This window comes from Nostocoides vanveenii (assembly GCF_039531165.1).
Lineage (GTDB): Bacteria > Actinomycetota > Actinomycetes > Actinomycetales > Dermatophilaceae > Nostocoides_A > Nostocoides_A vanveenii.
The window spans coordinates 14,265-28,560 of sequence record NZ_BAAAPN010000053.1 but is presented as its reverse complement, the minus strand read 5'-3'; the positions used below and the strand labels follow the sequence as shown (position 1 = coordinate 28,560).

Sequence of the window (14,296 nt, the reverse complement as noted above, 5' to 3'; positions counted from 1 at the left end):
AGTCTCGTGCAGCCTTAGGCTGAGCTGGTGACCCGGATCCTCGTCGTCGACAACTACGACAGTTTCGTCTTCACGATCGTCGGCTATCTACAGCAACTCGGCGCGGATACCGAGGTCGTGCGCAATGACGAGATCGCGCCCGCCGACGGAGCCGATTTCGACGGAGTGCTCATCTCGCCCGGACCCGGTACCCCCGAAGACGCCGGCGTCTCCATGGCGATGATCGAAGCCTGCGGCGAGCGCGCTCAACCGATGCTAGGCGTATGTCTGGGCCACCAAGCCCTCGGTGTGGTCACCGGTGCGACGGTCGGCCGGGCGCCGGAGTTGTTGCACGGCAAGACCTCGCGCGTCATCCACGACGGCACGGGTGTGCTCGACTCGCTGGCCTCGCCTTTCACCGCGACGCGCTATCACTCGCTGGCCATAGACCCGCCGACGCTGCCCGACGAGCTGGTGGCGAACGGGCATACGGCCTCGGGCATCATCATGGCTGTGCGCCATCGAGATCTGCCGCTGCATGGGGTGCAATTCCATCCAGAGAGCGTGCTCACCGAGGGCGGCCACCGGCTGCTCGCGAACTGGCTGGCGATGTGCGGCGCGAGTGACGCCATCGCCGCGTCCGCTGGCCTCAGCCCGCTGGTGCGCGACGGTGCGGGTATCGCCCGGATGGTCGCGACCAACTAACCGTATGCCGGACCCGTGCGAACCTCTTCACGGCGCTGGCACGTCCGGACCGGACTCGCCGACCTAGAGCGTGGTGACCGCGACGACCCTGAACCGGCCTCTCGACGGGGCTGAACCGGCCTCTCGACGGGGCTGAACCGGCCTTTCGACCTATGGGCGGGGGAGGTGGGCCGGGGACGTGGGGGCCGTCGTCGTGGTCGTGGTCGAGCGGGCGGTGCCGGGGGAGGTCTGCGTGATCGGCGGCGGCGTCGAACTCTCGCTCGTGGGTGGCGTCGAGGGCTGGTCTGTCGTCGTCGTGGTCGTCGAGCTCGACGACGGGGTCTGGGTAATCGTGAACGTCTGGGTCACCGGACGGGCCTTGGCGAGCACCAGGGTGATCTCCGTGCCGACATTGACCTTGCCCGCCTTGGGGCTCTGCTCCAGAACGGTGCCTTCGGGCTCGCTGCTCTCCCGCGTCTCGGTGACCACCGGCAGGCGCAGGTCCGACAAGATCGCCCGCGCCTCGTCCTCGGTCTTCCCCTTGAGGTCTGGCACCGTGACCTTCCCGGTCGCGATGACCAAGGAGACCGAATCGCCCTCGGCGGCATCGGCATACGGCTCGGGGGTGCTGCTGACGACGTGGTTCTTCGGCTGCTCGGGGGAGTCGAGTTTGGTGATCGTGCCGACGGTCAGCCCGGCGTCCTTGATCGCCTGCTCGGCCACCGATTGCTCCATGCCCACCAATGGTGGCACCCGCGTCGCCGCCGGCCCACCAGAGACGGTCAACGTGATCAGCGCCCGGGCCAGTTGCTCCGAATACTCCTTCGGGTCCTGCTTGATCACGTGGTCCTTGGCGACGTCGCGCGACGGCTGATATTCGACCGTCACCTGCAGGTCGGCGGCGAGGATCCGCGCCTTCGCTGTCTCGACCGGAGCGCCCACGACATTGGGCACTTCGATCATCACCGGCCGCGAGTCGAGATACATCTTCCCGGCGATGCCGAGCACGGCGAGCGCCGCGATGAGCGAGAGCACGAGGGCGATCGCCCCACCGCGCCCGCGCTTCTTGTCGTATGCCGTGGGCAGGCTCGCGGTCTCCGGTTCCGGCGGGCGCGGTGGCGGCGCCACCGGGGCGATGACCGCATCCGCTGCCGGCGTCTGCGGCACCGCTTGGGTCGGCAGGTCCGCGATCAGGGCTGCCCGGGCCGGCGGGCTGATCGCGCGGCCGAGGCGATAGGAGCGCAGGTCGTCGCGGAAGTCCCCGGCGTTCTGATAGCGCCGGTCGCGGTCCTTGGTCAGGGCGAGCGCCACGATCGCGTCCAGCGCTTCGGGCACGGCCGAGTTCAACTCCGACGGCAGCGGCGGCGCCTTGGTCACGTGCTGATAGGTCAATGACACCGGCTCGCCGACGAAGGGCGTGCGACCCGTGAGCAGTTCGAAGAGCAGGCACCCGGTGGAGTAGAGGTCGGAGCGCGCGTCGACCGGCTGGCCCTCGGCTTGTTCGGGCGAGATGTACTGCGCGGTGCCCATCACCGAGGACGTCTGGGTCATCGTCGCCTGGGTGTCGGCGACCGCCCGGGCGATGCCGAAGTCCATGACCTTGACCGACCCGTCCTGGGCGACCATGACATTGGCCGGCTTGATGTCGCGGTGCACCATCCCGGCGTGGTGGCTGTAGGCGAGGGCATCGAGGACGCCTTCGGTGATCCGGGACGCCTCGTGGGGGTCCAGCGCGCCTCGCGCGTTGAGAATCTCGCGCAGCGTGTGGCCGTCGACGAACTCCATGACGATATAGGGGACGGCGATCTTGGCCCCGCCGGACTCGATGAGCTGATCCTCCCCGGAGTCATAGACCGCGACGATCGAGCGGTGGTTGAGGCCGGCCACGGAGTGGGCCTCCCGGCGGAACCGGGAGAGGAAGTGCGGGTCACGGACGTGGTCGCTGCGCAGGATCTTGATGGCGACCGACCGCCCGAGGCGGGTGTCGTAGCCGCGGTGCACCTCGGCCATACCGCCGCGACCGATCAGGTCGCCGACTTCGTAGCGACCGCCCAGGAGCTTGGGAACGGGCGTACTCACGACTTCTCCTCAATCACGGTGGACAGTGGTGTCACGATCCGAGCACCGCCTCGATGACGGCCTTGGCGATCGGGCCGGCCACCAGACCGCCGGCGGCCTCGCTCCCCATCGTGCCGCCGTCCTCGACGACGACGGCAACGGCGACCTTGGGTTTGTCGGCGGGGGCGAAGGCGGTGAACCAGGCGTGCGGTGCCGCCCCCGGGGCGTGTTCGGCGGTGCCGGTCTTGCCGGCGACCTCGACGCCGGCGATCTGCGCCGGGCGGCCGGTGCCTTCGGCGACGACGGCTTTCATCATCGTCGTCAGCTGCCGGGCGGTCGCCGTCGAGATCGCCTCGGAGAGGGTCTGCGGCGAGGTCTCGTCGATGGTCTTGAGCGAGGAGGTCAGCACCCGGCGCACGAGATAGGGCGTCATCACCACCCCGTCGTTGCCGATGGCAGCGGCGACCATGGCCATTTGCAGCGGGGTGGCGCGGACGCTGAACTGCCCGATCGCCGCCTGGGCGGTGTTGGGCTCGTTCATCCCGGCCGGCACCACGCTCGGCGTGACGGACATGGGGACCTTCAGAGGCTGGCCGAAGCCGAACTTGGCCGCCTGGTCGCGCAGGGTCTCCGGGCCGAGGGTCATGCCCAGGTCGGCGAACGCCGTGTTGCACGAGATTACCAAGGCGTGCAGCATCGTGGTCTTGTCATTGGGCCCGCAGGGCTGACCGTCGTGATTGGGCAGCGGCGTGGTCACCCCGGGCAACTTCAGTGCGGCAGGCCCCGGTAGGACGCTGTCCTGGGTGTATTTCCCCGACTCCAGCGCCGCGGCTGCCGTGATGAGCTTGAAGGTCGAGCCGGGCGGGTAGAGGTCACCGGCGATCGCCCGGTTGATCAGCGGGTCGCCGTCGTCGCGGAGCAGCCGCGTCCATGCCTTCTCGACGGCGGAGCTGGAGTGCGCGGACAGTTCGCTGGGGTCGTATGACGGGTGGCTGACCATGGCGAGGATCGCGCCGGTGCTCGGGTCGAGGGCGACGACCGCGCCGCGCTGATTGCCCAGCGCCTTGTCGGCGGCCGCCTGGGCGGCCGGGTTGATCGTCAGTTCCAGGCTGGCGCCGACCGGGTCGTGCCCGGTGAGCAGGTCCGAGACCCGGCGGTAGAAGAGGGTGTCGCTGGTGCCGGACAGAAGGGAGTTCTCGGCGCCCTCGACCCCGCCGCCCGGCCCGTAGACGAAGGAGTAGTAGCCGGTCACATGGGCATAGCGGGTGGGCATCGGATAGACCCGATTCCACTTCAGCTCGTCCTTGGCCGGCGTCGACCGGGCGATCGCCTCGCCGGCGACGAGGATCGACCCGCGCTCGCGGTTGTAGGACGCGAGCAGCGAGCGGGTGTTGCCGGGCAGGTCGTTGATCGCGCGGGCCGAGACGAACTGGATCCAGGTGACGGCGAAGAGCAGGGTCGCGAAGAGGACCGCGACGAGGGTGGACAGGCGCCGGATCGGGGCGTTCACCGGGCGTCCACCCGATCCTGGACGACGGCATCGGCGATCGGCTGACGCGCCTGATCGCTGATGCGCAGCAGCAGTGCGACGAGGGTCCAGTTCGCCAGCAGGCTGGAACCGCCCGCGGACAGGAAGGGCATCGTCAGCCCGGTCAGCGGGATCACCCGGGTCACGCCGCCGACGACGACGAAGCACTGCAGCGCGACCGAGAAGGAGAGCCCGGCGGCCAGCAGTTTGCCGAAGCCGTCGCGTACGCCGATGGCGGTCCGCAGTCCGCGCTCGACCAGCAGGATGTAAAGGAAGAGGATGGCGAAGAGGCCGACCATGCCCAGTTCCTCGCCGAAGCTGGCGATGATGAAGTCGGACTCGGCGAAGTAAGTGATATCGGGCCGGCCGCGTCCGAGGCCGGTGCCGAGCATGCCGCCGGCCGCCATGCCCATCAGCCCTCGGGCCAGTTGGTCGGAGACCTCCGCGGCCTGGGCGCTGAACGGGTGCAGCCACAACAGGACGCGGACCTGCAGGTGGGCGAAGAGTTGATAGGCGAGCACCGCTCCGGCCGCGGCCAGCGTCAGGCCGATGGCGATCCACCCGATCCGCTCGGTCGCGACGTAGAGCATGGCGACGAAGAGGCCGAAGAAGAGCAGCGCCGAGCCGAGGTCCTTCTGGAAAAACAGCACCGCCAGGCTCAGCAGCCACATGGCACCGATCGGCCCCAGGTCGCGTCCGCGCGGCAGGGTCAGCCCGAGCACCCGGCGCCCGGAGATCGAGAGCACATCGCGGGTGCGCACGAGGTAGCCGGCAAAGAACACGGCAAGCGCGATCTTGGCAACCTCACCGGGCTGAAAGGTGAAGGGGCCCAGCTTGATCCAGATCCGCGCACCGTAGACCTCGTGGCCTAGGACGGGAACGAGCGGCAGGAGCAGCAACACCACGCCGGCGACGCCGGCGAGGAAGGTATAGCGGCGCAGGGTCCGGTGATCGCGCAGCCAGAGGATCATCGCGATGGCGATGGCGACGCCCAGAGCGCTCCACGTCAACTGCCGGAGGGCGCTGCCCTCGCCCAGGCTGTCGCCGTGGGCGATGTCGATGCGGTGGATCATCACCAGACCCAGCCCGTTGAGCAGGGTGGCGATGGGTAGTAGGAGGGGATCGGCATACGACGCGGTGAAGCGCAGAACCAGGTGGACGGCGAGGGCGATGGCGAGCAGCCCGCCGCCCTGGGTGGCGAGATTCGCCGGGATGGCGTCGTGGGTGGCCACCTCGACGGCGACATAGGAGAGGACGACGATGCCGACGGCAAAGATCAACAGGAAGAGTTCGACATTGCGGCCCCGGCGCGGGCGCAGCGAGGTGATCACGCTCATGGCGTGCTCCGGGCCGATGAGCTGCTCGTGGTGGTCTTGGCGGGGGATCGAGAGGGTGTCGAGGTGCTCGCGCTCGTCGACGATGACGAGGTTCCCGTGGGCGTGCCGGTGGTCGATGTCGATGCGGTCGGCGTCGCGACGTCCAGTCCGCACGTCTGCCCGCGGGCCTTGCTCGCGGCGCACGCGGCGGCGACCCGGCGCAGATTGCCGATCGCCTGGTCGACTTCGGCGCGGCTGGCATAGCGTGTCTGCTCATCGACCGTCGCCCGGTAGTCGGCCGACAGGTCGTCGAGAGCGACGCCGGTCTGTTCCAGGGGGGTGGAGAGGGAGATCGGTCCGAGTTCGTAGGCGAGCCCCTGATAGAGGACGACCTCCCCGTCCTTGGGGCCGAGATAGTACTGCCGCTGACTCCAGCCGTATGCCGCATACGACCCCCGGCGAGCACGATCAGCGCCGCTGCGATCGCCCCGAACAGGCGGATCAGCCGCTTGCGCCGCGTGGTCGCGCCCTCCTCGGCGAGGGCGAGGCGCTCGACCTGCTCGGTCTCTTCGTCCAAGCCGAGCGTGGGGCGCAGGGCAGCGGCCTTCGCGGCGGGGGTCTCGCGGAGGGCCTTGGAGCCAGCCGGGCTCAGCCGCGCGGCTCCGACGATCTGCGGGGTGACGGAGGGCGGACGCCCGGTCGTGTAGTCCACGACATCGGCGACGATGACGGTGACATTGTCGGGGGCGCCCGCCCGCAGCGCCAGTTCGACGAGCCGGTCGGCGGTCTCGGCGGGGGTGCGGCGCTCGCCCAGGATCTCGGCGATCGTCTCGGTGCCGACGAAGCCGGACAGGCCGTCGGAGCAGAGCAGATAGCGCTCGCCGAGGTGCGCCTCGCGGGCCCCGAGGTCGGGCCGGTCGCCGGGGGCGCCGGTCAGCACGCGCGTGACGAGCGAGCGCTGCGGGTGGGAGCCGGCTTCCTCCGGCGTCAGCCGCCCCTGGTCGATCAGGGTCTGGACGAACGAGTGGTCGGTCGTCATCTGCCCGAGGTTGCCGTCGCGCAGGACGTAGGCCCGCGAGTCGCCGATGTGGGCGATCGCCAGTTTGTTGCGCGAGCGCAGCAACGCGGTGACGGTGGTGCCCATCCCCTTGAGCTCGGAGCGTTCGCTGGCGATCCGGCCGATCTCGATATTCGCGGTGGCGATGGCCTGGTCCAGCTCGTCGCCGGCCTCGCCGCTGCCGTGGGACTCGTCGTCGAGTTCGACGAGATAGCCGATCGCCGTCGAGCTGGCGATATCGCCGCCGGCGTGGCCGCCCATACCGTCGGCGACGACGAGCAGGTGGGGGCCGGCATACCCGGAGTCCTGGTTGTCCGAGCGCACCAACCCGACGTCGGAGCGCGCGGCGAAATCGAAGGCGAGCGGCACGGCTACTTCTGCAACTCGATGATGGTCCGGCCGATGCGGATCTGGCTGCCGGCCTCGAAGGCGACGGCTTCGTCGATGCGGTGGTTGTTGACGAAGGTGCCATTGGTCGAGGAGAGATCCTCGACGCCCCAGCCACCCTCGGCCGGGAAGATCCGAGCGTGCCGGCCTGAGGCGAAGTCGTCGTCGAGGACGAGATGGCACTCAGGGTTGCGGCCGATAAGAATGTCGTTCTCGCCCATGGGGATTCGCGTGCCGGCGAGCGGGCCGGAGGTCACGACGAGGTTGGGGGCGCCATTGCGGCGGCGGCCTCTCGGTGCCGGCTCGGGAGAGCCCGCGGCGACGGCCGCGCCCGAGCGGCGCGTCGTCACCCGGTTGACGACGCGGGTGCCGTAGAGGTCACCGCGTAGCACGGTCGCCAGACTGAAGACGAACAGCCAGAGCAGCACCAGGAGCCCGAGCTTGAGGATGGTCAGCGTCAGCTCGCTCATGGGTGGCCCTCGTCACCGCCGACCGGAGCGATAGACAAAACTCGTCCGGCCGACCGTGAGGCGATCGCCATTGGTCAGCCGCTGGGAGGTGACCCGTTCGCCGTTGACCCAGGTGCCATTGGTCGAGCCGAGGTCTTTGACGGTCGCGACCAGGCGCGGGCCGTCGACGGTCACCCGGATCTCGCTGTGCCGCCGGCTGGCGTTGACGTCCTCGACGACGATTGCGCAGTCGGTGTCGCGGCCGAGCACGGTCATTGCCCCGAGCAGCGGATAGCGGTCGCCCTCGAGGTCGAGCCAGGGCCGGTCGGCCGCGGTCAGGGGGCGATGGGCCGGCGTCGCCGGGCGGGCCGGCGGGGTGGGGCGAGTGGGGGGGAAGTCCAGCGGGTCGTCGTCGTAACTGGCCGGGTTGTCGCGGCCGGCGCCGTCCGCGGCCGGCTCCTGGCCGCGCGACCCACGCCCGCGGGGGGCGTCGGCGACCGGGGCCGCGGGCCGTGGCTCGTCCGTGGCCCGAGACTCGCGTCGCGAACGCTGCTCGCCGGCGTGGCCGGGCCGCGACGCGTTACGTTCGGGATCCCGGGAGGGGGTGCGGGCCGGCATACGGCAATCGTCGGCGGTGACGCGGAAAAGACCGGTCTCGAGCTCGGCATCCCGGCTGAAGGTGACGTCGAAGCCGGACTTGGTCAGGTAGCGCTGGCTCTCGGCGTGCTCTTCGGCGGCCGCGAGCAACTCCTCCTCGAGGTCGGCCTCGTAGGTGTGCAGGCGCTCATAGTCGCTCTCGGACAACTCGACGCGGTAGCTGGTCGGGACATAGGTGCGGCCCTTGGCCAGCGCGGTCGCCCCGTCGTCCATGGCGCGCCGGACCGCGCTGGCGATCTCGACGGGCTGGACTTCGGCCCGGAACGCCTTGGCGAAGGCACCATTGATGGCGCGCTCCAGCTTGTTCTCGATGCGCTGCAACCGCCCCATCGGCCACCTCCTTCACATGCAGTGTTACAGCGTAACCGCCCCCGGGTGTGCGGTCCCATCCGTCACGCCTATGTCCAGCTTTCCCGCCCGCTGCCCCAAACCCCTTGTCGGCACCCGAAGTCTTCCTTGGCTAACAAGGGGTTTGCCATGCCTACAGTCCGGCCCGAGGGCCTGTCGGCACGCCGTTGAGGCGGGGCAGTCCGACGGAGCCGCGCTCGATCAGGGTCGTTTCGAGACGGTGGTGGACGTGCGCCCGCCCGCGCCCGGCGAGACGGTCGAGGAGGAGCGTCGCCGCCTGCACGCCGATCTCGAGGGTCGGCTGGCCGATCACCGTCAGGGGTGGATCGACGACCTCTGCCCAGGGGGCATCATCGAAACCGATCAGGGAGACATCGTCCGGGGAGCGGGCGCCCACGTCGCGCAGGCCCTGCAGCACCCCAAGGGAAAGCAGGCTGTCGAAGGCGATGATCGCCGTCGGCGGATCAGGCAACGCGAAGAAGGCGACAGTCGCGGCTCGCGCATCCTCCTGTCGGAAGCCGTTGGCGGCGACGAAGTCGCTCCGGTATGCCAGCCCGGCCGCCTCTAGCGCCTCGCGGTAACCCGCCGTCCGCGTACCCAGGGTGGTGGCAGACAAGCGTCGTAAGGTCGCCACCGTGGCGTTCTTCAGGACCGGCGCCGATTCTGCGGTACCACCGGTAATGACGGCAATGTGCTTGTGTCCCAGGGAGATCAACCGGTTTGTCGCGTCATACGTCGCACCGCGGTTGCGAATGCCGACACTGTCGACATTGACACCCCGTAGTCGGCGGTCGATAAGCACGATTGGCACTCCCGACTCGGCCACCGCACGGATCTCCTGCGTGTCGGCCACCTCCGTCGGCGACAGGATGATCCCGTCGACGCGCCGCGAGGTCATCACACGCAGCGCCCGCCGTTCGCGGTCGAGGCTCTCGTCGGTGTTGGCCAGCACGAGGTCGTAGCCCCGCTCCGAAGTGATGTGGGTGATGCCGCGCAGAACCCGCTGGAAGAACTGGTTCTCGATGTCGGCGACGATCACGCCGATGGTCTTGGTCGATCCGGTGATCATGCTGCGGGCCACCATGTTGGGGCTGTAACCAAGGCTGGCCGCGGCCTGCTCGACCCGCGCCCGGCTCTTGGCGCTCACAGAACCGTAGTCACCCAACGCGCGAGCGGCTGTCGCCACGGAGACGCCGGCCTCCCGCGCAACATCACCGACCGTGACGTGCACGCGGCCCTCCCCGCTCATGTCCGGTCGCTCCTAACCTTTCGGATACTGCCGCCGAGCGTAGTGGTCGGGACGACGTCGTGCTGCGCCTCGACCGCCGGCCGAAAGACCGGCTCCGCGGCCAGCGACTGGGCGCGTCAGGAAGCTTTTCCGCGACAGCTCTTGACAGCTTCACCGCTAGTTTGAGAACGTTCTCATATCCGCTAGTGAGAACGTTCTCAATCTGCTCCAGGCCGTCGAAACCAGCCGAAGACTCCAGCAAGAAGCCGAAGGAATGACAAGCGATATGACCCAGGTGCTAGACCTCAAGCCCATCGACGCCGACACCGAGGCCAAGCTCGAAAGCGCCATCGCCGAGCGCGACCACATCCGCACGGTGATCCGCGAGGTTGTGTCCAGTGCTCTGACGAATATCTGGTTCGTCGGTGCGGGCGGCTCGTTGATCTGCAGCTACCCGGCCCACTACCTCCTCCAGCGGCACGGCACCGTGCCGACCTTTCAATTGCAGAGCGACGAGCTCAACTGCAGCCAGCCCAAGCTCATGGGCAAGGGATCGCTCGTCGTCCTCGCCTCCTACACGGGCACCACCAAGGAGACCGTGGAAGCCGCAAAGACAGCGACCGCCACCGGGGCCACCGTCATCGCCGCCGCCAAGGCGGGCAGCCCGCTCGCCGAAGCCGTGGGCATCGCCTTCTCTGGCAAGAGCGACATCTTCGAACTTCTCGTCGCACTTGCCGTCCTGGAGGCAACCGGCAACGACCTGCCCTGGGACGACATCGACCAGGGCCTGAGCGCCCTCCCCGCCGCCGTCCGGCACGCCGTCGAGGAGGCCGATCCCACCCTCGCGTCCATCGCCGATGACTTCAAGGACGATGACGTCACCTACGTGCTCGGCTCCGGTCCGAGCTACGGCTGGGCGTATGGCATGGCGATGTGCTTCCTGCAGGAGATGCAGTGGAAGCACGCAGCAGGCTTCAACAGCGGCGAGTTCTTCCAGGGGGCCTTCGAGGTGATCGACAACGACTCGGCGGTGATCCTGTGGCTGGGTGAGGACGCCTCTCGTCCGATGGGAGAGCGTGCTCTGGCCTTCCTCGACACCTATGCCGGCCGCGCCCGGACCATCGACGTTGCCGACCTCGAACTCCCCGGCGTCCCCGCGGCCGTCCGCCCGATCGTCTCCCCGCTCGTGGTCGGCGCACTCGCCAATCGCCTCGCCCAGCGTTACGAGCACGTACGCAACCACTCGCTGGAGAACCGCCACTACATGTTCAAGGTCGAGTACTGAGGCGAATGCGGCGATGACGACCAGCACCGAGCGGGCCGAGGGCTTGTTGAACTTCGATCAGGAGCGCTATCTGCGCATCCAGTCCGCGGCCATCGCCCGCGGCCGCGAGCTGGGGGACGCGCTCGCTCAGAGGCAACGGGCGGGCAGTCTCGAGGAGGTGGTCTTTCTCGGCACCGGCGGTGCGGGCATCCTCATGGAGCCGGCCCTGCGGCTGGCCGATCGACACCTCAGCCTGCCCGTCCAGCTTCGGCATCCCGCCGAGGAGGTCGTCGGCCAGGCAGCGTTCGGGCCTGGCAGCGCAGTCGTCATCCCATCGCTGTCCGGCACGACCAAGGAGAGCATCGCGGTCCTGCAGCAGGCCAAGGCACAGGGCGCCTGGATCGCGGTCCTGACTGCGCACGCCGACTCACCACTGGCCACGGCGGCTGACCTCACGCTGGTGAACGAGGAGGCGGCCGACGACAGCTCGAGCGAGTCCTTCTATCTTCAGTCGTTGCTGGGGATCGCGGGTCTTGCCGCGCAGAGTGACGACTGGGGGCCAGCGGCCTCCCTGGCCGACCGCCTCGCTAACCTGCCGGAGCGTCTGGTGGCGGTCAAAACGGCATACGAGAATCAGGCCGCGGATGCGGCCGCCTTCCTCGCTGCCCGCGACTATTACGTCGTCACCGCGGCCGGCTATGCCTGGCCGGCGGCGCACTACTACGCCATGTGCATCCTGGAGGAGATGCAGTGGATCCGGACGCGCCCCGTCCATGCCGCGCACTTCTTCCACGGCACCCTCGAACTCATGGAGCCGGGCGTGCCCCTGGTCGTGATCGCCGGACGGGACGAGACGCGCCCGCTCACCGATCGCGTCATCGACTTCAGTCGCACGGTCACCGACCACGTGCTGGTGATCGACGCCGCGGATGCCGACCTCGGTGAGCTGCCCGGGGAGGTCTCGGCCGTGCTCACACCCGTCGTCGTGGCCGCGCTGCTGGAGCGCGTCAGCGCCCACCTGGAGGTGCTGCGCGACCACCCGCTCACCACGCGGCGCTACTACCGGCGAATGGCGTACTGAGATGAGCGCGCGGCTCCTGTGCCTCGGCGACAATGTCGTCGACCGCTATGTCGACGACGGGGTGATGTATCCGGGCGGCAACGCCCTCAATGTCGCCGTACACGCGCGTCGCCTCGGCATCGAGACCGCCTATCTCGGCGTCACCGGCGCCGACGCCGCAGGCGAACTCGTGCGGTCCGCGCTCGCAGCGGAGGGCGTCGAGGCCTCCCGGGTCGAGATCGTCCCCGGGATGACGGCGTATGCCGATGTGCGCGTCGTCGACGGCAACCGCGTCTTCGGGCACGGCGATCCCGGAATCTCTCGTTTCGTCCTGGACGAGGCGCAATTGACCGATGCCGCCGGTTTCGACCTGGTGCACACCGGCGATTGCTCGGGGGTCGAGTCGCAACTCCCGCAGCTCGCGGTGGCGGCTCGGCGCCTATCCTTCGACTTCTCCGAGCAGCCCTGGCCGTATGTCGAGGGGCTCGCCCAACATGTCGACATTGCGATCGTCTCGCTGCCCTCGGGCGCTGAGTCGGGCGCCCTCGCCTTTGGCCGACGGGTGCGTGATCTCGGGCCGAGCACGGTTGCCGTGACCGGCGGCGCCAGCGGCGCCTGGCTGCTGACCGAGGAGTCGACGAGCTGGGCCCCTGCAGGCACCGGCCCGATCGTCGACACCCTCGGCGCCGGTGACGCCTTCATCGCACGGCTGCTCGCGGGACTGCTCCGCGCGGAGCAGCCGGGGGACGCGCTCACCGCGGCAACGGCATACGCCAGCGCAGCATGCGCGACCTATGGGGCATTCGGCCATCCCGGCGCTCCAATCACGACCCTCGCCCCGGACCTCGAGCAGCCGAGGCGAGCCGCTACCCCACCCCGCTCCTGACGGAGGACACCATGTCGACCCGATCCCGCATCACCGCCCTCATCGCCGTCAGCGCTGCCGGCGCCCTCGCCGCGTGCGGCGCGCCGGGCACGGCCGCGAAAACCACGGCGTCCGCCAACCTGACCTCGTCGGCCGCGACGAAGTCGGGTACCTTGACCATCGTCACCAAGTTCGCCGATCCGAAGTACGCCCCGTACTTCGAGAAGGTCGCCGCCGACTACGAGAGCGCCAACTCGGGCGTGAAGGTCGACCTGCAGCAAGTAGGGGATCAGCCCTACAAGGACAAGATCCGCGTGCTGTCCGCCTCGAAGCAACTGCCCGACATCTACTTCTCCTGGGCTGGTGACTTCGCCAATAAGTTCGTGCGCGCCGGGCTGGCCGCCGACTTGACCTCGGTCATGGGCCCGGACACCGAGTGGGGCAAGAGCTTCTCGCCAGCCGCCCTGAAAGCCTTCGAGTACGACGGGAAGTCCTACGGCGTTCCGATCAACCTCGACGCGAAGTACATGGCCTATAACACCGCGATCTTCTCGAAGGTGGGCGTGGCGAAGCCGGCGAACCTGGAAGACCTGATCGCCGCGTGCGGCAAGCTCAAGAGCGCGGGCTACACCCCGATCGCCTTCGGCAACCAGTACGGGTGGCCTGCGATCCACTACATCACCCAACTCAACGCCATGGACGTCCCGCAGGCCACTCGCGACGCGGATTACAACCCGGCGACCGGCGCCTTCACCGACGCCGGCTACGCCGCGGCCCTGGATCAGTTCAAGCAGATCAGCGAGGCCTGCTTCGATTCCGGCTCTAACGGCCTCTCCCACGAGACCGCGCAGGCGAACTTCCTCGCCGGCAAGGCTGCCATGCACTTCCTGGAGTCCGTGGAGTTCTCGGTGCTGACCGCCAAGGGCGGCGCTCCGGCCGAACTCGCCGACAACTGGGACTTTTTCCGGCTGCCGCCGACCGCGTCCGCAGCGGGTGACAAGGGCGCCTTGACCGGTGCGCCCGACGGCTTCATGGTCAACTCTGGCAGCAAGAATGCTGCGCTTGCGGTGGACTTCCTGAAGTTCATGACCAGCAAGGCCAATGGCGCCGAGATGACCAAGAGCATCGGCTGGCTCAGTTCTGTCCAGGGCACGGCCACCGCCGAGAACTCCTTCCCCCAGCTCGAGGCCGCGCTGAAGGACATCAGCTCTGCCAACAGCTTCGCGATCTGGCTGGACACGGTCACCAATGCCGACGTCGCGAACGCCTACCTCTCCGGCGGGCAAGGGATCCTGGACGGGTCGCAGAGCCCGGCCGATGTCATGAAGTCCGTGCAGGACGCTGCGGCAAAGGCCAAGAAGTCAGTGAGCTGACCGGAAATCCGGGGGCGGCCGGCATACGTCCTGCCGCTCCCGG

General features: G+C 68.8%; 12 protein-coding genes and 1 pseudogene. 6 read left to right on the top strand and 7 right to left on the bottom strand.

Going from position 1 to position 14,296, the window contains the following annotated elements:
- Nucleotides 1-27: 27 nt before the first annotated feature.
- Nucleotides 28-684, top strand: a complete 657-nt coding sequence (locus tag ABD209_RS11795) for an aminodeoxychorismate/anthranilate synthase component II (RefSeq protein WP_344066478.1) — start codon at nucleotides 28-30, stop codon at nucleotides 682-684.
- A 150-nt stretch (nucleotides 685-834) separates the two neighbouring features.
- Here ABD209_RS11795 and pknB read toward each other — a convergent pair whose 3' ends face one another.
- The 3 genes from pknB to ABD209_RS11780 are packed head-to-tail and all read right to left on the bottom strand — an operon-like array spanning nucleotide 835 to nucleotide 5,586.
- Entirely contained in the window at nucleotides 835-2,742 is a 1,908-nt protein-coding gene (pknB, locus tag ABD209_RS11790) for a Stk1 family PASTA domain-containing Ser/Thr kinase (protein ID WP_344066475.1), read from the bottom strand.
- A gap of 31 nt (nucleotides 2,743-2,773) precedes the next feature.
- Nucleotides 2,774-4,231, bottom strand: a complete 1,458-nt coding sequence (locus ABD209_RS11785) for a peptidoglycan D,D-transpeptidase FtsI family protein (RefSeq protein ID WP_344066472.1) — start codon at nucleotides 4,229-4,231, stop codon at nucleotides 2,774-2,776.
- Entirely contained in the window at nucleotides 4,228-5,586 is a 1,359-nt protein-coding gene (locus tag ABD209_RS11780) for an FtsW/RodA/SpoVE family cell cycle protein (protein WP_344066469.1), read from the bottom strand. Before ABD209_RS11780 ends, ABD209_RS11785 begins: the two co-directional genes overlap by 4 nt.
- Before the next feature lie 3 nt (nucleotides 5,587-5,589).
- Between ABD209_RS11780 and ABD209_RS11775 the strand changes: the two genes are divergently transcribed.
- Nucleotides 5,590-5,829, top strand: a complete 240-nt coding sequence (locus ABD209_RS11775; RefSeq protein WP_344066466.1) for a hypothetical protein — start codon at nucleotides 5,590-5,592, stop codon at nucleotides 5,827-5,829.
- A 598-nt stretch (nucleotides 5,830-6,427) separates the two neighbouring features.
- Here the strand turns inward: ABD209_RS11775 and ABD209_RS11770 are convergent.
- From ABD209_RS11770 to ABD209_RS11755, 4 genes and pseudogenes are all read right to left on the bottom strand, one after another.
- Nucleotides 6,428-6,883: pseudogene (locus tag ABD209_RS11770) on the bottom strand (PP2C family protein-serine/threonine phosphatase); the annotation flags it as partial.
- 110 nt (nucleotides 6,884-6,993) lie between these two features.
- A complete protein-coding gene (locus tag ABD209_RS11765) occupies nucleotides 6,994-7,479 on the bottom strand; it encodes an FHA domain-containing protein FhaB/FipA (protein WP_344066464.1) in 486 nt (161 codons plus the stop codon).
- A gap of 12 nt (nucleotides 7,480-7,491) precedes the next feature.
- Nucleotides 7,492-8,445 carry an FHA domain-containing protein gene (locus tag ABD209_RS11760; RefSeq protein WP_344066461.1) on the bottom strand — a complete coding sequence of 318 codons (954 nt, stop codon included), beginning with the start codon at nucleotides 8,443-8,445 and terminating at the stop codon, nucleotides 7,492-7,494.
- Between the two features lie 151 nt (nucleotides 8,446-8,596).
- Entirely contained in the window at nucleotides 8,597-9,712 is a 1,116-nt protein-coding gene (locus ABD209_RS11755) for a LacI family DNA-binding transcriptional regulator (RefSeq protein WP_344066458.1), read from the bottom strand.
- 265 nt (nucleotides 9,713-9,977) lie between these two features.
- Between ABD209_RS11755 and ABD209_RS11750 the strand changes: the two genes are divergently transcribed.
- The 4 genes from ABD209_RS11750 to ABD209_RS11735 are packed head-to-tail and all read left to right on the top strand — an operon-like array spanning nucleotide 9,978 to nucleotide 14,253.
- Nucleotides 9,978-10,976: an SIS domain-containing protein gene (locus ABD209_RS11750; RefSeq protein WP_344066455.1), complete on the top strand. Its 999-nt coding sequence runs from the start codon at nucleotides 9,978-9,980 to the stop codon at nucleotides 10,974-10,976.
- A gap of 13 nt (nucleotides 10,977-10,989) precedes the next feature.
- Complete coding sequence (locus tag ABD209_RS11745) at nucleotides 10,990-12,036, top strand: SIS domain-containing protein (RefSeq protein ID WP_344066452.1); 1,047 nt, start codon at nucleotides 10,990-10,992, stop codon at nucleotides 12,034-12,036.
- A 1-nt stretch (nucleotide 12,037) separates the two neighbouring features.
- Nucleotides 12,038-12,901, top strand: a complete 864-nt coding sequence (locus ABD209_RS11740; protein ID WP_344066449.1) for a PfkB family carbohydrate kinase — start codon at nucleotides 12,038-12,040, stop codon at nucleotides 12,899-12,901.
- Nucleotides 12,902-12,912: 11 nt separating this feature from the next.
- On the top strand, nucleotides 12,913-14,253 hold the full coding sequence (locus ABD209_RS11735; RefSeq protein WP_344066446.1) for an ABC transporter substrate-binding protein: 1,341 nt from the start codon (nucleotides 12,913-12,915) through the stop codon (nucleotides 14,251-14,253).
- Nucleotides 14,254-14,296 lie beyond the last annotated feature (43 nt).